Origin of the sequence: Eubacterium sp. AM46-8, assembly GCF_003466705.1 — a bacterium.
Classification (GTDB): domain Bacteria; phylum Bacillota; class Clostridia; order Lachnospirales; family Lachnospiraceae; genus Lachnospira.
Window position 1 is genome coordinate 65,425 of sequence record NZ_QSEU01000003.1, and the last position, 20,773, is coordinate 86,197.

Consider the following 20,773-nt stretch of genomic DNA (forward strand, 5'->3'; position numbering starts at 1 on the left):
TAATGGGAAAAATAGCAGTATTATTTTCAGGTCAGGGTGCACAGTATGTAGGAATGGGCAAAGACCTATACGATTCAGATTCTGATGCAAAGAAATTATATGATTTGGGGGAGTCGCTCCGCCCGGGAACAGTTAAGGTGTGCTTTGAAGGAGAAGGCGAGGAGCTTACCAAGACAGAGAATACACAGCCAGCACTTTTCCTTACAGACCTTGCATTTGCCAATGCGCTTAAGGATGCTGGGATTAAGGCTGACGCTGTAGCAGGATTTTCGCTTGGAGAGATTCCGGCGCTTGCTTATGCAGGAGTTTTATCGACAGAGGACGCATTTAAACTGGTAGTTATCAGAGGAACCAAGATGGGTGAGCTTTCTACAAAGTATGCAGGCGGAATGGCAGCAGCACTTAAGCTTACTCCAGAAGTTGTTGAAGAGACATGTAAGGAATTCAAGGAAATCTGGCCGGTAAATTATAATTGTCCTGGACAGATTTCATGTGCAGGAAGTGCTGACGAGATAGACGCATTCTGCGCTGCAATCAAGGAAAAAGGCGGCAGGGCAGTTAAGCTTGCAGTAAGCGGTGCATTCCATACTCCTTATATGAAGGATGCAAGTGAAGAACTTGAGAAGGCACTCAAGGCAATGACAATTAATGCTCCACAGACAGAGATATATGCCAACAGAACAGGAAAGCCTTATCCACAGGATACAGCACAGATTATAGAAACAATAGCACTTCAGGCTTCTTCAAGTGTAAGGTTTGAGGACACATTAAAGAATATGTGGGCTGACGGAATAGACACATTTATCGAGGTAGGAGCAGGAAAGACACTTACAGGATTTGTTAAGAAGACACTTCCAGAAGCAAAGATGTACACAGTTACAACAGTTGATGCGTTGAATGAGGCAATTGAGAACATCAAGGCAGGAGAATAATAATGACAGTCAAATGTAACAAATGTAAAGAAGAAATCAATAAAGAAGATTTGGAGAAGAATTACTACATATGCCCGTTATGTGGGAAGCTAAACCGTATGCCGGCAAAGAACAGGCTTCAGATGCTTACAGAAAAGTTTGATGTAATGTTTAATGATCAGGAATTTACAGATCCTATTGATTTTCCATCATACAAGGAAAAGTATGAGTCTGCCAGAGAAAAGAGCGGTGAGACAGAGGGCGTTGTATGCGGCAGAGGAACTATCGGTGGGAATGATACATGTATATTCATTATGGAGCCTAACTTCATGATGGGTTCTATGGGAACAGTTGTTGGGGACAGAATTACAGCACTTTTTGAATATGCTACAAAGAACAGACTTCCGGTTATCGGATATACAGTTTCAGGTGGTGCAAGAATGCAGGAGGGCGCACTGTCACTTATGCAGATGGCAAAGGTTTCAGCAGCAGCCAGAAGACACAGTGACGCAGGACTCTTATATGTTGTATGTACAACAGACCCTACAATGGGCGGTGCTACAGCAAGCTTTGCAATGCTTGGAGATATAATCATATCTGAACCGGGTGCAATGATTGGATTTGCAGGAAAGCGAGTAGTAGAGCAGGTTACAGGTGAAGTGCTTCCGGATAATTTCCAGAGCGCAGAGTTCCAGTTAAAGAACGGATTTATAGATGATATCGTGCCAAGACAGGAACAGAGGGCATATCTTGCTAACATTCTTGCAATACATGCAGAAACAGTAAGTGCATAACAGTATTGCATTGCAATATAAGGAGAAAGATTAATCATGACAAACGAGAATTTAAGTGTTTATGACAGAATCTGCCGTACAAGAAAGAGCGGCAGAGCAACTGCATCGGATTATATAAATGCTACAATAACTGATTTTGTAGAACTTCACGGTGACAGATGCTTTGCAGATGACCATGCCATTGTCGGTGGTATCGGACGACTTAACGGAAAGCCTGTAACTGTAATCGGAATTGAAAAAGGAAGAGATTTAAACGAAAGACTTTTAAGGAATTTTGGTTGCGTTCTTCCAGAAGGATACAGAAAAGCATTAAGACTTATAAAGCAGGCTGAAAAGTTCCACAGACCGGTTATCTGTTTTGTTGATACACAGGGTGCTAACTGCGGTAAGGGCGCAGAAGAAAGAGGACAGGGACAGGCAATTGCCAACAACCTGTATGAGCTTACAGATGTTAAGACACCTATTATATCAGTAATGATTGGTGAAGGCGGGAGCGGCGGCGCACTTGCACTTGCTGTTGCGGATGAAGTATGGATGCTTGAAAATGCATATTATTCAGTAATCACACCTGAGTCATGTGCAAGTATTCTATTCAAAGATCCTAAGAGAGCGCCAGAGGCAGCAGAACATCTCAAGCTTACAGCATCAGACCTCAATAAAATGGGTATCGTAGAAAAGGTCGTTGAAGAACCGGAAGATTTTTCAGAAGAGAAAGAAACATCACATTTTATGAAAAAGCTTGCTGACGACCTTTTAAAAGAAATAAAGCAGTTAGAGAAGAAGCCGGTTGATAAGCTTCTTGATGACAGATATGAGAAATACAGAAAAATAGGCCGTTACAGCGAATACAGTGAGGCAGTAGGAGAGGTTCCTGGAGCAGCACAGTTACTTGGTGCATCACAGGCTCCTGCAAGAAAGAGAAGAGGATTATTTGGACGTGGCTAAGATATTAGTTTTAAATGGAAGTCCACATAAGAATGCCAGCACTACAATGGCGGTAACTAACGCATTTGTAAAAGGAATGTGTGAAGGCGGTGAATATGAGTCGGAGATAATCAATATCTCCGACTTAAATGTTACTCCATGCATGGGCTGTCTTTCATGCTGGGCAAGGACTGAGGGCGAGTGTGTTATCAAAAATGATGACATGCCGGCAGTTAAGAAAAGAATAGAAGAAGCAGACATTATAATTGAAAGTTATCCGTTGTATTTTTTGGCATGCCGGGACAGATGAAGCTTTTCACAGACAGACTTTTAAGCATGATGTGTACTTACAGGGGACAGAAGCCACCTGAAAATGGCGAGTCATTTCACGGCATAAGAAATCCAAAGACGGGACAGAAATTGGTTCTTATATCGGGATGTGCTTATTCGGAGTCAGAGTCAGTCTATGATTCGCTTCTTAAGGAATATGAGTGCATATGTGGTAAAAATGGATTTACAGCAATTCTATGTCCACAGTTAAAGACATTAATTGAACTGGGTGCAAGTTCAAGACTTGACAGATATTTGTCAAAGTATGAGGCGGCGGGAAAAGAGTTTGCTGCGACAAAGCATTTGTCAGAGGAAACAAAGCAGAAGCTGTCAAAAGCTCCATTTTCAGAGGCAGTGTATAAGAATCTGCTTGATAATTTCTGGCACGAGCAGAAGGAGGGCTAAATCCTCTCCTCGTCAATGGACTCGGATTTTACTTCGTAAAACAAGGAGGATTAAATTTGATAAAGATAGTTGTAGATTTGCTTGGCGCTGACAAGCCGCAGACAGAGCTTGTTTCAGGCGCAATCAGGGCAATCAGTGAGAATAAAGATTTGTATGTATATCTGATGGGAAGGAAGGCCGAGCTTGAGGATTTCCTTGCCAATGTAAATTATGATGAATCGCAGCTTGAGATAGTGGACTGCACACAGGAGATAACTAATTATGATGACCCGGTTGACGCTTACCACGATAAGACTGATTCGTCCTTAATCAAGGGACTTAAAATGTGCCGTATGAATGAGGATATTGGTGGATTCGTGACATGTGGTGCAACAGGAGTTGTGCTTATCAGCTCAATCCTGATACTTGGCAAGTTAAATGCGACAAGACCGGCACTTTCAGTAGTTCTTAATGGCCGTAATGACAAGCCATTCTGTATAGTTGACTGCGGTGCCAATATTGACTGCAAGGCAGACCGTTTTGTCGATTTTGCAAGACTCGGTGTAGCTTACATGAAGACACTCGGAATTGAGAATCCGACAGTTGCAACACTTTCTAATGGCATTGAAGCTGGAAAGGGAAGTGATGTTATTAAGGAAGCTCATGAGCTTTTAGAAAAATGTGGTTTTAATTTCACAGGTAATATTGAAGGCAAAGAAGTGTTAGACGGCAACGCAGATGTTGTTGTATGTGATGGATTTGCAGGAAATGTGCTTCTTAAATCAATCGAGGGAACAGCAAAGGTTGTGTTTGATGATATAAGAAGGGCGGCAGCAGGTGCATCTGATACCCAAAAGGCACAGCTAGAGGCATTTATTGGCAGACTTGAGCCAAAGTTTGATTACAACAATGAAGGCGGAGCAATTCTTCTAGCGTTAAGAAGCCGGTTGTTAAGGGACATGGAGCGGCAACGGACAAAACAGTGTATAATACAGTTAAGATTGCTTATGGACTTGCAAAGAATAATCTTGTGGAGAAGATAAGCGAGGAATTTGAGAAAAAGTAACATCCATTGAGGTGATTGTATAATGCAAAGAGAGAAAAACAACAATTTTATTCTTGATTTCACAGGTGTATATGATGATGAATTTGCTAAGGAAAAAACATCACTTACATGGATAGACTGCACTGATATTACAGGATGTGATATGTATGTATCAGACGAAGCTGAAAAACAGATAGGTGAAAGAGTTGATTCTGTTGGAATTCATGGAATACATTTTCTTGATTCGGGTAACTACCATTATGTTACTAAGATAATGACTGACAGAATTAAGGAACCGTTTTCTTTAGTTGTATTTGATCACCATACCGATATGCAAAAACCTATGATTGAAGGATTAACAAGCTGCGGAGACTGGGCAGGAAAGGTGATTAAAGACAATCCGTATATTTGCCAGCTTATTCTGGTGGGACCAGAGAAGAAAGATATTAATGCGATTGGGTTAAGAAGTAATAAACTTATAACATATTCAGCACAGGAGATAAGAGCCGAAGCAATGGAATCTAAAACAAACCAGATTGATTTATCAGTTCCTGTATACATATCTATTGATAAGGATGTTCTTGATGAAAGCATATGTGAAACCAATTGGAGTCAGGGACATATGAAGCTTGGTACATTAGAGCATATGCTTGGGATAATTATAAGAAACCAGAAGGTTTTAGGTATTGATATATGTGGAGAATGTGATACAGATATGCCGCTTCCTGAATATATGGAAGATGAGGAAAAGAACGGAGAACTTAATAAAGAATTATATAATTTTCTTCTGAAACGACTGAAAAAATATAGTTTATAAATATTTTATAATTCCGCAATCCCATGTAAATACTGGGATTGCGGAATTTTATAATTGGAAAATAAAAATAATTAGCACTCACCTCTTGACAGTGCTAACAAAAAGGTATATAACATAGCCAAGAACAAAGGAAGGGAACCAAAAGAGGTACGAAAGTAAAGGAAAGTACCTCAAGAGGTTACTGAAACATCCCAGTTCCAAAGAAACAAGGTAACAAGATAATGATATATGTTAAAGGAGGAATGACTTATGTTGATGCCTAGTATTTTTGGAGAGAATTTATTTAATGATGATTGGATGGACTTCGGATTTCCTGAAGTTGACAAGACTTTATATGGTAAGCATGCAAATAATGTAATGAAGACTGATGTTAAGGAAACTGATACAGGTTATGAAGTTGATATTGATCTTCCAGGATTTAAGAAGGATGAAATTAATGCACAGCTTGATAACGGTTACCTTACAATAAGTGCTGCTAAGGGACTTGATAAGGATGAAAAGGATAAGAAAGGTAAATACATCCGTAAGGAAAGATATGCTGGTGCTATGAGCCGTAGCTTCTATGTAGGTGAAGGTATCACACAGGAAGATATCAAGGCTAAGTATGAAGATGGTATCTTAAGACTTTCAGTTCCTAAGAAAGAAGCTAAAGCAGTTGAGAATAAGAAGTACATTGCTATTGAAGGCTAATGACTAATCATTTATTATTGAATTAGAAAGGGAGCGATTGTTATGGATAAGAATCCAAAGCATCCATTAAAGAAAAAGAAAGTACATCAGAAGATGAATGTTGCAGACCACAGTGTCGAGGAACAGGCAGCTTTTGGTAAGCATAAGAAACACACATATGAATAAATGATTTTAATCCCGTGGCGGTTGTATGACTGTCGCGGGATTTTTATTTAATCAGCAATTGCTAAATATGAAATTTTAAGAATATATGCCATTGGAAGCCGCGTGTGTGGTATTATAGGAATTGTTTAAAATATGTGGAAAGAAGGCAGGATAAAAATGTTTAACAGAGAAGATAACACATATAACGAAATCAGGGAAAAGTCATTATTCCAGTGGCTTGATGAGATGGAAAAACATGAAGACATAGCAGTTCGTGGAGGCGTTAAACTGACACGGGAATATATACAGCATTTAAAAGATGAAAATAAGAGGCTTGAAGAGCAGAATAAGCTGAAAAATGAATATCTTAAGAAGGTTGTGGGAAGATAAAGCATTTACAAGGTAGAATCATGAACATACAGGTAATAAAATCCAGAAGAAGAACAATAGGAATAGAGGTTCATGCAGATGGGAAAGTGATAGTAAGAACTCCATTGCGAATGTCATCAGCAGAGATTAACAGATTTATAGAAGAACATGATGAATGGATCAGGCAGAAACTGGATTTTGTCAGACAGAAATCAGATAACAGACGCGGTACAGGTGCGCCGGGTATTGAATGTCTGTCGAAGCAGGAACTTGATAATATAAAGGATACATTTGAAAAGAGAGTACAGTTTTACTGTGATATAATGAATGTGAGCGTTGGAAGAATAACTATCCGTAACCAGAAAACAAGGTGGGGGAGCTGTAGTTCTAAAGGCAATGTGAATTTCAACTACCAGTTGTATTATATGCCCCAGGAGCTGATGGATTATGTAATCGTGCATGAACTTTCGCACAGAAGATATATGAATCATTCGGCAGAATTCTGGGAGGAGGTTGAAAAATACTGTCCGGAGTATAGAACATACAGAAAGCAGTTAAAGGGATATAAACTTACTTAGAGGAGGCATTTTATGATAAGCAGATAATGATGTGTAGATTGAGCGGAAACATTAGTAATTATAATCATAGAAAAGAGGTATACATATGGAATTACAGGCAGTAATGGAGAAAAGAAGAAGCATAAGAAATTATAATCCAGAGAGAAAGGTTACTAAGGAGCAGCTTGAGGAACTTATTAAGGCTGCGTCATATGCACCTTCATGGAAGAATCTGCAGACATCAAGATATTACTGTGTTTTATCTGAAAATGCGGTAAAAGAAGTTAGAGAAAAATGTCTTCCTGAATTCAATCAAGCTAATTCAGACGGAGCAGGTGCGTATATAGTCACAACATTTGTAAAGGGAATGGTTGGTTTCGATAAGAATACAAGCAGCCCGGTTAATGAAGCTGGTGACGGCTGGGGTTATTATGACCTTGGTCTGCAGAATGAGAATCTGCTTCTTAAAGCGGCTGAACTGGGGCTTGATACTCTGGTAATGGGCATTAGAGATGGTGAGGCGTTAAGAGAATTGCTTAATATTCCAGACAGTGAAAATGTTGTGTCTGTTATTGCTGTCGGCTACAGGAGACAGGAGCCACCTGAAAGACCTAAGAGAAAAGAGCTTGATGCTGTCGCGAGATTTATATAATGATTATAAATCTAGAACTGGAGCAAGAAAGCTAATAGATAAAATGAATAAGAAACCAGTACTGAAGACAAGCATATGCACAGGGGAGCAGGTTGCGGGATTTCAGGATATCCATACCGGTAAGATAGAGGAGATAATGCTGATTAAGCAGGCCGCGGATATAGATACATTTAAACAAATGTATGGAATTGATGGAGAGATACCAAAGGTATACTAAATATTTACAGGTAAAGAGGACTATGAACATACCAGAAAGAGCAACGAAGGAACAGACAGATGCAATAACACAGACAGAAGGCAACATAAGGGTTGCGTCAGTTCCAGGTTCGGGAAAAACATTTGTACTTACATATAGAATAGCATATCTTATAACAGAACTGTTTGTTGAGCCATCATCTATTGTGGCGCTTACATTTACAAACAAGGCAGCTTCGCAAATGAAACACAGATTAAGGAATATTGTTGGTGATAACGCCAACTGTTTTACGGGAACATTTCACGGATATTGTAACATGTTTCTTAAAGAGGAGATTCACAGGCTGACATTTCCCAAGACATTCACGATTCTTGATAAGAAGGCAGAGCTGGGAAATGTTGAAAATTAAAGCAGGTTAGAGAATGGAAAAATAGGGGAATTCCCCTATTTTTTCATTCTTGACTGCAGAAAAGTAGGAATAACAAGTTCATTTTCTTTCTTTTCTGACTTAGCTAAAAGATTATTTATGTTAGAAACTTTAAGAGAAGCTAATGCGTTTGTGAGAAAGGAGTACCTGATGCGAGAATTTGATTATTCAAAACTTAAGGAAAGAATCTGGGATAATGAAATAATGGCCTATGTTGCACAGATTCACGAATTTAAGGGTAAACAGGATCTATTTTTAAGGCAGAAACCGGTTGGATTAAACAGATTAGTTGAAATTGCAAAGCTTCAGAGTACCGAAAGTTCAAATCAGATAGAAGGTATTATCACCACCAATTCAAGATTAAAACAGTTAGTTGAAAATAAGACCACTCCACGAAACAGAGATGAACAGGAAATCCTTGGTTATAGGAATGCATTAAATATAATTCACGAAAGTTATGAAGCAATTCCCGTAAGAAGCAGTTATATCTTACAGCTGCATGGTGAACTGTTAAAACATACAGCTTTTTCCTATGGTGGTAAATATAAAACTACACCTAATGAAATTGATATGGTTCTTGAAAATGGAGAAAAGATTGTATTATTAAAGCCACTTGAACCCTATGAAACTCCAAGTGCTGTAGAGCGTCTTTGTGAGGAATATAATAAGGCTTTTGGAGAAGGAATCGTTGACCCTCTTATTTTAATTCCAAATTTCATACTAGATTTCTTATGCATTCACCCATTTAACGATGGAAACGGCAGAATGAGCCGATTGCTCACATTACTGTTATTGTATCGCGCCGGCTATATAGTTGTATTTTATCGTGCTATAGAGAATTTGAATCCAGAGTATCACTTGCAGCAAAAACAGGAAAGAAGAGCAGTGCTTACGATATTGTAAAATCATTCACGGAAAATACGCTTGGAAAATTTTCAAAACAGGATGCCTTATTTTCATGTCCCAGCCTTGGCAGCTCCTCTGTTGAATCTGCACTTAAAAAACTTGTAGAAGAAGGAGCTATTATAAAAACCGGAGCCGGACGCAAAACCATGTATATGAGAAACATCAATTAATACATTTATTATATTCTTGCGTTTAGTTTATACCCATGATAACTTCATATTATATCAGTAATTCCTATTTATTCTATTGTTGAGAATTTGTCATTTGTATGGACTTGTGACATACAAATCAGGAGCTATTTATTCAGCATGTATTAGCACGGATTTTTCCGTGCTTTTTTTATTGCTTAAATCCACGCTGATATCAGGCATTTTAAAACTTGAAGATTACAAATTCAAAGAAGATACCACCCATCAGCTTAGCAGCGTGCTTAATAACGATATTATTTTTGTATGCAATACATACTACCAAAAGTTGCTTGAATATAGAAAAATGTGAAAAAAGTACTAAAAAACTTATGGGGAGGGTGAAACTTTTGTAAAAAAAATAGAATATAAAAATAGTGCCTGAAAACTGTTGACTAAAAAATATATTCTGTTATAAACATTTGAAATAAATATAACAATTGAAGAAAGGAAATAACAATCTATGACACCACATATAAATATGATGAAAAAGAAGTTGGAAGATATGCATTTGCAGGAAAGGATAAATTATGGCTACAGAAAAGTTATCATTATGATGCTGGTTTCCGGGCTGTTTTCTATAATAGTTATAGGTGTGTTATTTGCTAATATGTTTAACTATGTAGAAAATGTTTCGGCTGCAGATAAGGCGGTTAAAATGTGCAGAATAAATGTTAATGCTGCTGCAAGAAATATAAGAGAAATGGCATTAAATAATGATACATCTTCTTATAATGACTATGAACTTACAGTAGAAAAATTGCTTACGGATGTTGATTCCCAGCTTTAGATTATAAAGAAAAGCGGGGTTGTTTCGGAGGCAGATTATAATGAATATTCATCTTATCTTTCTCAGTGGGGAAACATAGGTTATTCGATTATAGAAAATATTAAAAAAGGAAACAAGGATAAAGCAACTGAAGAAATTCTTAATAAATGTACTCCTGCATTGAATAAGGTTGTTGAAAAAGCAATAAGCTTAGATGATATTGCAGATAAGGTGAGCTATAAGGCAGCTATAGTTACATTTATATTTGCGGTTGCAGGAGTTGTATGTATTATTGTCTGTCTATCGACTGCGTGGGTACTGGCAAAGAAGATAAGTAAGAAAGTGCTGGCAACGATTATTGCACCATTAAAGTCAGTAGAAAATACGGCAGATGAACTGATGAAGGGAAATCTACACAGCACATTAGACTATAAGTCTGATGATGAACTTGGCAGACTGGCACACAGCCTGCGTAACTCTATTGCTATTCTTGGAAGCTATGTAGATGATATAGACCGTGCAATGAAATTGTTTGCAGAAGGCAATTTCGATGTCAAACCGGAAGTAGAGTGGAAGGGTGATTTTGTCGGAATACTGAATTCTTTCATGTTGTTTGAGGAAAGCATGGCAGAAACTATTAAAGGAATTCAGAGAGTTTCAGATGAAGTATCAAGTGCAGCAGAGCAGGTTGCTTCAAGCTCTAATGAATTGGCAGATGGAGCAACGAATCAGGCGTCTGTTGTAGAGGAGCTTACAGCAACTGTTGAAGGTGTTGCGGAGCAGGTAGAAAGAAATTCACAGTCTGCAAAGCAAATCAGCAACAGAGTTGGAAACCTTGGAGAAGCTATTTCTGAGAGCAACAGTAAGATGCAGGAAATGGTTGCCTCTATGAAAGATATTAATGAGGCATCAGAAGAGATTGACAAGATTATTTCAACAATTAATGAAATTGCCTCACAGACTAATCTGCTTGCCTTGAATGCATCTATAGAAGCAGCAAGGGCAGGAGAGGCCGGAAAAGGCTTTGCAGTTGTAGCCAATCAGGTAAATCTTTTAGCAGACCAGAGTGCTAAGGCAGCAAAGGAATCTGCTGTACTTATTGAAACATCGGTAAGGGCTGTTAAGAAGGGTATGACGATTGCAGATGAGACTGCAACACAGTTAGAAGAGGTTGCTGGTAATTCTAAGATGATTACAGAGGAAGTTGCTGATATTGCTGATACATTAGAGCAGCAGACGGTAGAAATCCAGCAGATTAATGAAGGAATTGAGCAGATTAATGATGTTGTACAGACGAATTCAGCAACATCACAGGAATGTGCAGCAGCTAGCGAGCAGATGAGCAGCGAAGCAGAGAATCTGCGTGAAATGATACGAAGATTTAAGGTTGCAGACTTTAAGAAGAAATAACAGAGCAGATGACTTGATTATTTCTGAAAAGTATAAGACTGATGTTGTTGATAAAGGTAATGCAGTGGGAATATCCTTCACTTCGGATGTCAGCAGATTTGTAGGTAATGCAGATTCTAAAATAAGAGCATAGGTTTACAATAATCTGGCGAAGTTTGATGAAAGATTAGGAAGTCTTATTAAAGTATATGGAATTATCGAGCTTGAAAGTTTGTACGAAATGTATAATCAGTCAATATAATCAGAATCATCAAGTGTGTTGAGCTCTTCATGTTCAATTGTAACAGACTGGTGAGTTTTACGGTATTTTAAAGGGGTTACATTCATTATTTTTTTAAATATCTTTCGAAATATGACGCACTTTCAAAACCAAGCTCAGCAGCAACATCTGATATACTGAGATTAGAGGTTTCGAGAATCTGGGTGGCTTTTTTAATGCGGAGAGTGTTAACATATTCGGTGATAGTAAAGCCAGTGTATTCTTTAAATATACGGCACATGTAATATTTGCTCATAAAGAGCTCGTCTGAGATAGTATCAAGGGCGAGCTCTTTTGTGTAGTTAGCTTCAAGATAGGCACTTATGTTAGAGGCAGATAATTCTTTTGGGCTATTAATTACAGCATGTATCTGCGTACTGTCATGTTTCAGGGAGAGCAGCTTATATAGCCAGTATATAGCTGCAATTTCAACCCTTGATTGATATCCGGTGTTCTTTTTGGTTAATTCATGTCTTAAATCCCTGTATAGATTAAGAAATGCTATACGCTGGTCTTCATTGAGGTGGTATATGCCATAATTATTGTGAAAGTAATTAACAAGATTAAGACCAGGGTACTTTTTGTCAAAATCACACATTTTTTCATAATCAATGTAAAGAATAACACGGTTGTAGCCTTTATCCTCATCTGATATTGAGCATGTAGTATGAACCAGATTGGTATCAAGTATTGCAAGATCTCCAGCATAAGCATTATAGCTTTTGTTATCAAAGAAAAACTGGCGCTCTCCTTCAATTATGTAAAATATCTCATACTGGTTGTGAAAATGCTTCACATTCATATTGAATCTGCCATAACGTATAAGCTGTTCTACGGATATTCCATCACATTTGCCCCAAAAAGTAATTTTATTATCTGCCATACAATACCTCACAATTAATTATTATTAATTAAAAAGTATAGAGCAATATATTTAAAAAATCAAACATATATAGCAATATTGTTCAAGAAAAGTATTATTTTGCGGTGATATAATCCAGTTACAAGATAAGAAATGGCTTATGAAACAAGCCTTGAAATACGCGCGGATTTCAAAAATAAAAAGTAACAATAATAAAGGGGTCTCATAAGAAAGGAGAAGGTTATGAAAGCTTATAAAAAGATAATAGGCACTGCTTTTGTTGCTGTGTGTCTCATTATTGTAATAGTAACATTTATTAAAGTTAAAGGGATTAATTCATCAGATAAATTGGTTCTTCAGCTGGCGCATAATCAGTCGGCAGGTTCAGAAATAGCGGATTCAATTGCTAAGGTATCAGATTTTGCCGCAAAAGAATCTGGTGATGAAGTAAATATTAAGATATTTGCCAGTGGTGTTCTTGGTACAGAAAAAGAAGAAATAGAGATGGTTAAAGCTGGAATTATTGATATGGCAAAAGTAAGCTCTAACACATTAGGTCAGTTTGATGACAGATATGCAATATTTGCAATTCCTTATCTGTTTAAGAATCAGGAGCATTATTATAATGCAATGGAGAATAGTGAAGCAGTTAAAGAATTATTTGCTGATACAGCAGATGATGGATATATAGCTGTTGGATATTATGCTAATGGTGCAAGAAATTTCTATCTTAAAGATGATGTTCCAGTTACAGATACATCAGTTCTTAGTGGAAAGAAAATTCGTTCAATGCCAAGTTCAACATCAATGGATATGATTGAGAAAATGGGAGGAACACCGGTTCCTATGGCTGCATCAGAGACATATGCGTCATTACAGCAGGGTGTTGTTGATGGAGCAGAGAACACAGAACTTGCTCTTACTGTTGATGGACATGAAGATCTTGTTAAGTCTTATACATATACAGAGCATCAGTTTTCACCAGATATATTCATTATAAGTACTAAGACATGGAACAAGATGTCAGAGAAACAGAGACAGAGTCTTATAAAAGCACTTGAGGAAACAAATGATAACTTTAAGAGTCTTTATAATGGAATGATGGAGGATGCCATTGAACATGCAGAAAGTAAAGGCGTGCATGTATATAAGGATATAGATAAGACACCATTTATTGAGGCAGTACAGCCAATACATGCCAACTTCTATAACAAGGGCGAAGCATATAAGAAGCTATATGATGATATTCAGAAATATGCAGATTAATGCATATAAGCCTATGGTTTGCAGGAAGAAAGGAGAAAAGCATGAAGTATTTGAATAAAGTAGTTGAAATAATATTAGAGGTGCTTGTAGCCGGTATGGTACTTGGGTGCTGCTGGCAGGTAATTACAAGGTTTGTGTTACATAATCCAAGCAAATATACAGAGGAATTATTAAGATATATGCTCATATGGCTGACAATGATGGGAGTTCCTTACGCATATGGACAAAACAGTCATCTGGCTATCAATCTGATAGTTAAGAAGTTCAAGCCAAAGAATGAAACACTTGCTCAGATTGCAATAGATGTGCTTATTATGATTTTAAGTGTTTCAGTAATGATTATTGGTGGAATTATGGTTACTGCTAATGCAGCAGGACAGCTCTCACCAGCTATGCAGATTCCTATGCAGGTCTATTATGTATGTGTTCCGGTATGTGGAGTTCTCATGGTTATTTACGGAGTGTTTAAGATTGTAGATCATATTAAGAAATTAAGACAGAATTAAGATTGAATAATGCATATATATGCAGAAGGAGGCAATATGGAAATACAGGCAGCAATTGTATTGATAATAGTATTCTTTTTATTACTGGCATTTAGTGTTCCGGTATCATTCAGTATTATATCAGCATCACTTGTTACATTAATTATGTTTCTTACACCGCATTTTGGTGTGTTTATATCAGCTCAGAAAATGGTTACAGGTATTGACAGCTTCACATTACTTGCAGTTCCGTTCTTTGTACTTGCAGGTCTGCTGATGAGTAATGGTGGTATAGCAAAAAGGCTTATTAATCTGGCAATGCTTGTTTTAGGTAAGGTTCCAGGTTCTTTGGCAATGACTAACATTGCAGGTAACGCAATGTTTGGTTCTATATCAGGCTCAGGTATTGCAGCAGCAACAGCAATTGGTGGTGTTATGCAGCCACTTGAGGATGAACAGGGATATGACAGGGCATTTTCAGCAGCAGCAAATGTTGCTTCTGCACCAGTAGGACAGTTAATTCCACCAACAGCTTCATTCATTGTATTTTCAGCAGCAAGTGGTGGAGTTTCAGTTGCAGCATTACTTATGGCTGGCTGGATTCCAGGATTATTATGGGCATTACTGTGTATGGTAGTTGCTTTCGTATATGGAAAAAAGCATGGATATGTAATCAAGAGAGATCATCTTACAGCTAAGGTTGTATTAAAGACAATCTGGGATGCTATACCAAGTCTTTTCCTCATTGTAATTATTATTGGTGGTATATTATCAGGATATTTTACACCGACAGAAGCATCTGGTGTAGCTGTTGTGTATGCATTTATACTGGCCGTGTTTGTTTATAAGAGCATTAAGATTAAAGATATTCCAAGAATTTTAAAAGAAACAGCAGTTATGACAGCAATTGTTATGCTTATAATAGGAGCTTCATCAGTATTGTCATTCGTATTATCATTCACAGGTCTTCCACAGGCTATAAGTGCAGCATTACTTGGTGTGTCTGATAATAAGATTGTTATTCTGTTAATTATTAACCTGATACTTCTGATTGTAGGAACATTTATGGATATGGCTCCGGCGTTACTTATATTCACCCCTATATTCCTTCCTGTAGTTAAGGCTTTAGGCATGAATCCTATTCAGTTTGGAGTAATGATGGTTATGAACCTTTCAATTGGAACAATTACACCACCTGTAGGAAGCGTATTATTTGTAGGTTGTAGTATATCGCATCTTCAGGTAGAAGAGGTAATTAAGAAACTGGTGCCATTCTTTGTAGCGATTTTAGTAGCACTTCTTTTTGTAACATTTGTACCACAGCTTAGTATGTGGCTGCCAACAGTATTTGGATTGTTGGGATAAAAAAGATAAAAACGGAGGACATATATATGAACAATAAAAAACCTGACAAGAAAGAAATTGAGAATAAGCTTAATCTTGTAATTGATAAGCTTATGAATCTTGGCAGACCTGATAATGATGAAGAACTGGAAAAAGGCGGTGAGTCTATAGGCTTCTTTAAAAGAGACTTTGGAATAAAAGAGTGGGACTGGCCACAGGGGGTCGGTTTATATGGATTGCTTAAGATAATGCAGATTAATGGCAATGATGAGTATAGAGAATTTCTTTACAAATGGTTTAAAGAAAATATAGCAGAAGGTCTTCCATCAAAGAATATTAACACAACAACACCGTTACTTACTCTTGTTGAGTTGAATAACTATTACAATGATACACAGTTCGAGGAACTGTGTATCAAATGGGCAGAGTGGCTTATGGACTGCCTTCCAAGAACAAAGGAACGTGGATTCCAGCATGTTACAAGTGCTAATGGAGACAGACAGGGAGTAAGACTCAATGAGAATGAGATGTGGATAGATACTCTGTTTATGACAGTTTTATTCCTTAATAAAATGGGTCAGAAGTATAATCGCCAGGATTGGATAAATGAGTCAATACATCAGGTACTTATGCATATAAAGTATCTTTGCGACAACAAGACAGGATTGTTTTATCATGGCTGGACATTTAATGAAATGAATAATTTCGGTGGTATATTCTGGTGCAGAGGAAATAGCTGGTTCACGTTAGGAATTCTTGATTATGTTGATATGTTTAAGGGAACACTTAACAGTGGAGTTAAAGAGATAATAATAGATGCTTATAAAGCCCAGACAGCTGCTCTTAAGAAGCTGCAGAGTAAAAGCGGATTATGGCATACAGTACTTACAGATTCGTCAAGTTATGAAGAAGTATCAGGAAGTGCTGCAATTACAGCCGGTATATTAAAGGGAATCAGAATGGGAATACTTGATGATTCTTATATAGATGTTGCTGATAAAGCGATAAATGCAATACTTAAAAATATTGATTCAGATGGAACAGTGCTTAATGTATCTGGTGGAACTGGTATGGGATATGATGCAGAGCATTATAAGAACATACTTATAGCACCTATGGCATATGGACAGTCACTTACAATACTGGCTTTAGTGGAGGCATTACAGAATGATAAGAAAAGCATTTAAAATGTATCTTAAAGCTGGCTGTGCTGATGAATATGAAAAGCGTCACAATGAATTATGGCCTGAAATGAAGGCAATGATACACGAATATGGCGGACATAATTATTCTATATTTCTAGATGATGAAACTAACATATTATATGGATATATAGAGATTGAAGATGAAGAAAAGTGGGCACAGTCAGCAGATACTGAGATTAATAGAAAGTGGTGGAAATATATGGCGCCGCTTATGATGGTTAATCCAGATGACAGTCCTGTGAGTAATGATTTAAGGTGCGTTTTTCATCTTGATTAATACATGAATTTAAGACAGGGGGTAAGATTGTATGAAACCGGTATATTACCTTGCCGTTGATATTGGGGCTTCAAGTGGAAGACATATTCTTGCATCCATGGATAACGGCAGAATGATAATAGAAGAGGTATATCGTTTTGATAATGGCATGATTAATGATAATGGCAATAAGTTATGGGATGTTGACAGCTTGTTTGCCAATATTATTGAAGGAATGAAAAAATGTAAAGAACTCGGGAAAATTCCAGTAAGCATGTCGATTGACACATGGGCTGTTGATTATGTTCTTCTTGATGATAATGACAAATGCATAGGAAATGTATATGGATACAGGGATGAACGTACAGATGGAATGGATGAAGAAGTTTATAAGGTGATATCCGAAAAAGAATTATATAAGAGAACAGGTATTCAGAAACAGAAGTTTAATACAATTTATCAGCTCATGTCGGATAAATTCATAAGACCTGAACAGTTAAAGGAAGCGAAGACATTTATTATGCTTCCAGATTATTTTCAGTATCTTCTTACGGGTGTTAAAGCATCGGAATATACCAATGCAACATCAACACAGCTTGTTAATCCAGAAACTAAACAATGGGATTATGAATTGATTGATATGCTTGGAATCAACAGAAATATGTTTATGGAGCTTAAGCAGCCGGGAACAATACTGGGAGAATTAACTGATGGTATTAAGAAGATTGTTGGATACAATACAAGGGTTGTTATGTGTGCAAGTCATGATACAGCATCCGCAGTTATGGCTGTTCCAACAGTAGCAGATAATGTTTTGTATTTAAGTTCTGGAACATGGTCACTGATGGGGACAGAACTTCTAAAGGCAAGATGTGATGAGAAAAGCCAGGTATGTAATTTTACCAATGAAGGTGGATACGATTATAGATTCAGATATTTGAAGAATATTATGGGACTCTGGATTATACAGTCTGTAAGGCATGAATTTGGAGACAGATATACATTTGCGGAGCTTTGTAAGGAAGCAGAGGAGACAGACTATATAACATCAAGGATAGATGTTAATAATAAATGCTTTCTTGCACCAGAGAATATGACAGAGGCAATCAAATCATACTGCAATAATAATGATTTGATTATACCTGACACAGCCGGAGAGATTGCAGCAGTTGTATATAAGAGTCTGGCTGACAGTTATGCAAATACAGTTATGCAGATAGAAAAGAATCTAGACATTACATATGATGCAATATATGTAATAGGTGGAGGTGCTAATGCTGGATATCTTAATCAGCTTACGGCTGATTCGACTGGGAAAACAGTTGTAGCGGGACCAGCAGAGGCTACTGCTATTGGAAATATTATGGCGCAGATGATAGCAGATAGTGTGTTTAAGAATCTGAAGGAAGCAAGAGCGTGTGTAAGAGATTCCTTTGATATTAAACGATTTGAGCAGAAAAGATAATAAATTTCGGATTATATAAGGAGGATAATGCTATATATGACTAATGAAAGATATGAATCAGCAAGAAAGATATATCAGAGTATAGGAGTTGATACTGAGGCTGCATTAGAAAGATTAAAGAATGTGCCGGTATCAATGCACTGCTGGCAGGGCGATGATGTAATTGGTTTTGACAGCAGAGAAAGTCTGTCAGGTGGTATACAGACTACTGGAAATTATCCGGGAAGAGCAGATACTCCTGAGCAGCTTATGCAGGATATAAGCAAAGTATTGACACTTGTACCTGGAAAGAAGAAGCTAAATCTTCATGCCAGTTATGCCATTATAGATGACGGTTCAGACAGGGATTCAATTAAACCAAAACATTTTGCCAGATGGGTAGAATTTGCTAAGAAATACAATATGGGAATTGATTTTAATCCAACATTTTTCTCACATAAAATGGTTAAAGATGGACTTACATTATCCTCACCAGATGAAGAAGTAAGAAAATTCTGGATTGAACATGGCAAGAGATGTATTGAGATATCAGAATATTTTGCTAATGAAACAGGACAGCCATGTGTAATGAACATATGGATTCCGGATGGCTATAAGGATATTCCGGCAGACAGACTTGGACCAAGAAGGAGATTTAAAGAATCTTTAGATGAAATTCTTTCAATTCCATATGATAAGAGCAATGTGTTTGTGTGTCTTGAATCTAAAGTATTTGGCATAGGCGTTGAATCATACACAGTTGGTTCGTCTGAATTCTGCATGAATTATGTAGCAAGAGCAGGCATAACCCCACTTATGGATAATGGACACTATCATCCTACAGAGGTTGTATCAGATAAGGTATCATCAATGCTTTTATTTAATGACCACTTAGCATTACATATTACAAGACCTGTAAGATGGGACAGCGATCATGTAGTTTTATATGATGATGAAACCAGAGAGATTGCTAAAGAAATTGTCAGAGCAGATGCGCTTGACAAGGTATTTATAGCAACTGATTATTTCGATGCATCAATTAACAGAATATCTGCATGGATAACCGGAATGAGAAGTGTTCAGAAAGCTCTTTTGTATGCATTGTTAGAGCCAGAATCACTTCGCAATCTTCAGAACGAAGGAAGGTTCACAGAACTTATGGCAGCACAGGAAGAATTAAAGATTATGCCATTTGGAGATATATGGCAGGAATATCTTAATAGAGAAAATGTGGCAGCAGATTATATCAGTGAGGTTATGGATTACGAAAAGAAAGTATTGGAGGCACGATAATGAAAGATATATTAACAGCACCTTTTGTTAAAGAAATGTGTGATACTACAGCTAATATGTATCGTCTTGGCTGGGACGAAAGAAATGGTGGTAATATCAGCTATATGCTTGATGAAGAAGAAGTTGCACAATATCTTGATATTAATTATGTGTTAAGAGAGATTCCGACGGGTTTCAAAGCAGATGCACTTATTGGCAGAATATTTATAGTAACCGGTACAGGTAAGTACTTTAAAAATGTAAAGACAGATCCAGAGAATAATCTTGGAATAATAAGAATAGCTGAAGATGGAACAACAGCGCAGTTATTATGGGGATATAAGGATGGAGGAAAATTCACAAGTGAATTACCAGCGCATCTTATGAGTCATATGGCAAGACTTTCTGTTGATAAAGATAACAGAGTTGTTATACATTCACATCCAACTAATACACTTGCCATGAATTATATTCATGAACTTGACGAGAAGAAATTCACGCATACACTTTGGGAAATGTGTACAGAGTGTATAGTTGTGTTCCCGGATGGTGTAGGTATTCTCCCATGGAGCTTTGCGGAACTAATGAAATAGGCGAGGCAACAGCAGAAAAAATGAAAGAATTCAGACTTGTTATATGGGCAATGCATGGAATATATGGTGCTGGAAAAACTCTTGATGAGACATTTGGACTTATTGAAACTGTTGAAAAAGCGGCACAGATATATATGCTTACAGCTGGACTTGAGAGAAAGAATACAATAAAAGACGAAGATATGATTAAGCTTGCAGAATTCTTTAAGGTGGATTATAGAAAAGATTTCCTTAATATATAAAGCAGCTTCATATAAGGACAGATGCAGTGACGCAG

The 20,773-nt window shown here is 37.3% G+C and carries 26 protein-coding genes and 1 pseudogene; 26 read left to right on the forward strand and 1 reads right to left on the reverse strand.

The window, feature by feature from the left end; all coding sequences use genetic code 11:
* Positions 1 to 2: 2 nt before the first annotated feature.
* The 17 genes and pseudogenes from DW963_RS02730 (at position 3) to DW963_RS02800 (ending at position 11,510) form a co-directional block, all read left to right on the forward strand.
* On the forward strand, positions 3 to 932 hold the full coding sequence (locus tag DW963_RS02730) for an ACP S-malonyltransferase (protein WP_286168962.1): 930 nt from the start codon (positions 3 to 5) through the stop codon (positions 930 to 932).
* A 2-nt stretch (positions 933 to 934) separates the two neighbouring features.
* A complete protein-coding gene (locus DW963_RS02735) occupies positions 935 to 1,705 on the forward strand; it encodes an acetyl-CoA carboxylase carboxyltransferase subunit beta (RefSeq protein ID WP_117913747.1) in 771 nt (256 codons plus the stop codon).
* Positions 1,706 to 1,738: 33 nt separating this feature from the next.
* Positions 1,739 to 2,563 (forward strand): annotated as a pseudogene (locus DW963_RS02740) (acetyl-CoA carboxylase carboxyltransferase subunit alpha); the annotation flags it as partial.
* A 79-nt stretch (positions 2,564 to 2,642) separates the two neighbouring features.
* Positions 2,643 to 2,939, forward strand: a complete 297-nt coding sequence (locus tag DW963_RS02745) for a flavodoxin family protein (protein ID WP_158568609.1) — start codon at positions 2,643 to 2,645, stop codon at positions 2,937 to 2,939.
* Positions 2,936 to 3,364, forward strand: coding sequence for a hypothetical protein (locus DW963_RS02750; RefSeq protein WP_117913750.1), 429 nt, complete (start codon positions 2,936 to 2,938; stop codon positions 3,362 to 3,364). The genes DW963_RS02745 and DW963_RS02750 overlap by 4 nt, the downstream gene beginning before the upstream one ends.
* Positions 3,365 to 3,420: 56 nt before the next feature.
* A complete protein-coding gene (locus tag DW963_RS02755) occupies positions 3,421 to 4,386 on the forward strand; it encodes a phosphate acyltransferase (protein ID WP_158568610.1) in 966 nt (321 codons plus the stop codon).
* A gap of 45 nt (positions 4,387 to 4,431) precedes the next feature.
* The gene (locus DW963_RS02760; RefSeq protein ID WP_117913752.1) at positions 4,432 to 5,205 is read left to right on the forward strand and encodes an arginase family protein; all 774 of its coding nucleotides are present in this window, start codon (positions 4,432 to 4,434) and stop codon (positions 5,203 to 5,205) included.
* Between the two features lie 249 nt (positions 5,206 to 5,454).
* Complete coding sequence (locus DW963_RS02765; protein WP_022097554.1) at positions 5,455 to 5,895, forward strand: Hsp20/alpha crystallin family protein; 441 nt, start codon at positions 5,455 to 5,457, stop codon at positions 5,893 to 5,895.
* A gap of 42 nt (positions 5,896 to 5,937) precedes the next feature.
* Positions 5,938 to 6,060: a hypothetical protein gene (locus DW963_RS13535; RefSeq protein ID WP_012740544.1), complete on the forward strand. Its 123-nt coding sequence runs from the start codon at positions 5,938 to 5,940 to the stop codon at positions 6,058 to 6,060.
* A 156-nt stretch (positions 6,061 to 6,216) separates the two neighbouring features.
* Positions 6,217 to 6,429, forward strand: coding sequence for a hypothetical protein (locus tag DW963_RS02770; protein ID WP_012740542.1), 213 nt, complete (start codon positions 6,217 to 6,219; stop codon positions 6,427 to 6,429).
* A gap of 20 nt (positions 6,430 to 6,449) precedes the next feature.
* Positions 6,450 to 6,986, forward strand: a complete 537-nt coding sequence (locus DW963_RS02775) for a M48 family metallopeptidase (protein WP_117913753.1) — start codon at positions 6,450 to 6,452, stop codon at positions 6,984 to 6,986.
* Between the two features lie 85 nt (positions 6,987 to 7,071).
* Complete coding sequence (locus tag DW963_RS02780; protein ID WP_117913754.1) at positions 7,072 to 7,617, forward strand: nitroreductase family protein; 546 nt, start codon at positions 7,072 to 7,074, stop codon at positions 7,615 to 7,617.
* 43 nt (positions 7,618 to 7,660) lie between these two features.
* The gene (locus DW963_RS02785; RefSeq protein ID WP_154300664.1) at positions 7,661 to 7,834 is read left to right on the forward strand and encodes an aspartate dehydrogenase; all 174 of its coding nucleotides are present in this window, start codon (positions 7,661 to 7,663) and stop codon (positions 7,832 to 7,834) included.
* A gap of 22 nt (positions 7,835 to 7,856) precedes the next feature.
* Positions 7,857 to 8,222 carry a UvrD-helicase domain-containing protein gene (locus DW963_RS02790; protein ID WP_286168966.1) on the forward strand — a complete coding sequence of 122 codons (366 nt, stop codon included), beginning with the start codon at positions 7,857 to 7,859 and terminating at the stop codon, positions 8,220 to 8,222.
* Positions 8,223 to 8,339: 117 nt separating this feature from the next.
* Positions 8,340 to 9,143 carry a Fic family protein gene (locus DW963_RS02795; protein WP_353652754.1) on the forward strand — a complete coding sequence of 268 codons (804 nt, stop codon included), beginning with the start codon at positions 8,340 to 8,342 and terminating at the stop codon, positions 9,141 to 9,143.
* A gap of 651 nt (positions 9,144 to 9,794) precedes the next feature.
* Complete coding sequence (locus DW963_RS13540) at positions 9,795 to 10,121, forward strand: hypothetical protein (RefSeq protein ID WP_286168967.1); 327 nt, start codon at positions 9,795 to 9,797, stop codon at positions 10,119 to 10,121.
* A gap of 159 nt (positions 10,122 to 10,280) precedes the next feature.
* Positions 10,281 to 11,510 (forward strand): methyl-accepting chemotaxis protein, encoded by a 1,230-nt coding sequence (locus tag DW963_RS02800; RefSeq protein ID WP_353652755.1) that lies wholly within the window; start codon positions 10,281 to 10,283, stop codon positions 11,508 to 11,510.
* Positions 11,511 to 11,836: 326 nt separating this feature from the next.
* On the opposite strand, the gene DW963_RS02805 is transcribed toward DW963_RS02800, so the two are convergent.
* A complete protein-coding gene (locus DW963_RS02805) occupies positions 11,837 to 12,652 on the reverse strand; it encodes an AraC family transcriptional regulator (RefSeq protein ID WP_286168968.1) in 816 nt (271 codons plus the stop codon).
* Positions 12,653 to 12,874: 222 nt separating this feature from the next.
* On the opposite strand from DW963_RS02805, the gene dctP reads away from it, so the two are divergent.
* The 9 genes from dctP to DW963_RS13895 are packed head-to-tail and all read left to right on the forward strand — an operon-like array spanning position 12,875 to position 20,738.
* On the forward strand, positions 12,875 to 13,897 hold the full coding sequence (gene dctP / locus DW963_RS02810) for a TRAP transporter substrate-binding protein DctP (protein WP_012740506.1): 1,023 nt from the start codon (positions 12,875 to 12,877) through the stop codon (positions 13,895 to 13,897).
* A 41-nt stretch (positions 13,898 to 13,938) separates the two neighbouring features.
* Complete coding sequence (locus DW963_RS02815) at positions 13,939 to 14,403, forward strand: TRAP transporter small permease (RefSeq protein WP_117913756.1); 465 nt, start codon at positions 13,939 to 13,941, stop codon at positions 14,401 to 14,403.
* Positions 14,404 to 14,439: 36 nt separating this feature from the next.
* A complete protein-coding gene (locus tag DW963_RS02820; protein WP_117913757.1) occupies positions 14,440 to 15,747 on the forward strand; it encodes a TRAP transporter large permease in 1,308 nt (435 codons plus the stop codon).
* A 26-nt stretch (positions 15,748 to 15,773) separates the two neighbouring features.
* Positions 15,774 to 16,913 carry a glycoside hydrolase family 88/105 protein gene (locus DW963_RS02825; protein ID WP_117913758.1) on the forward strand — a complete coding sequence of 380 codons (1,140 nt, stop codon included), beginning with the start codon at positions 15,774 to 15,776 and terminating at the stop codon, positions 16,911 to 16,913.
* Positions 16,894 to 17,208, forward strand: coding sequence for an L-rhamnose mutarotase (gene rhaM / locus DW963_RS02830; protein WP_117913759.1), 315 nt, complete (start codon positions 16,894 to 16,896; stop codon positions 17,206 to 17,208). The genes DW963_RS02825 and rhaM overlap by 20 nt, the downstream gene beginning before the upstream one ends.
* Positions 17,209 to 17,239: 31 nt before the next feature.
* The gene (gene rhaB / locus DW963_RS02835; RefSeq protein WP_117913760.1) at positions 17,240 to 18,652 is read left to right on the forward strand and encodes a rhamnulokinase; all 1,413 of its coding nucleotides are present in this window, start codon (positions 17,240 to 17,242) and stop codon (positions 18,650 to 18,652) included.
* A gap of 36 nt (positions 18,653 to 18,688) precedes the next feature.
* Positions 18,689 to 19,924: an L-rhamnose isomerase gene (locus DW963_RS02840; RefSeq protein WP_286168969.1), complete on the forward strand. Its 1,236-nt coding sequence runs from the start codon at positions 18,689 to 18,691 to the stop codon at positions 19,922 to 19,924.
* Entirely contained in the window at positions 19,924 to 20,496 is a 573-nt protein-coding gene (gene rhaD, locus DW963_RS02845; protein WP_353652756.1) for a rhamnulose-1-phosphate aldolase, read from the forward strand. The genes DW963_RS02840 and rhaD overlap by 1 nt, the downstream gene beginning before the upstream one ends.
* Positions 20,469 to 20,738, forward strand: coding sequence for a class II aldolase/adducin family protein (locus DW963_RS13895; protein WP_353652757.1), 270 nt, complete (start codon positions 20,469 to 20,471; stop codon positions 20,736 to 20,738). The genes rhaD and DW963_RS13895 overlap by 28 nt, the downstream gene beginning before the upstream one ends.
* Positions 20,739 to 20,773: the final 35 nt, after the last annotated feature.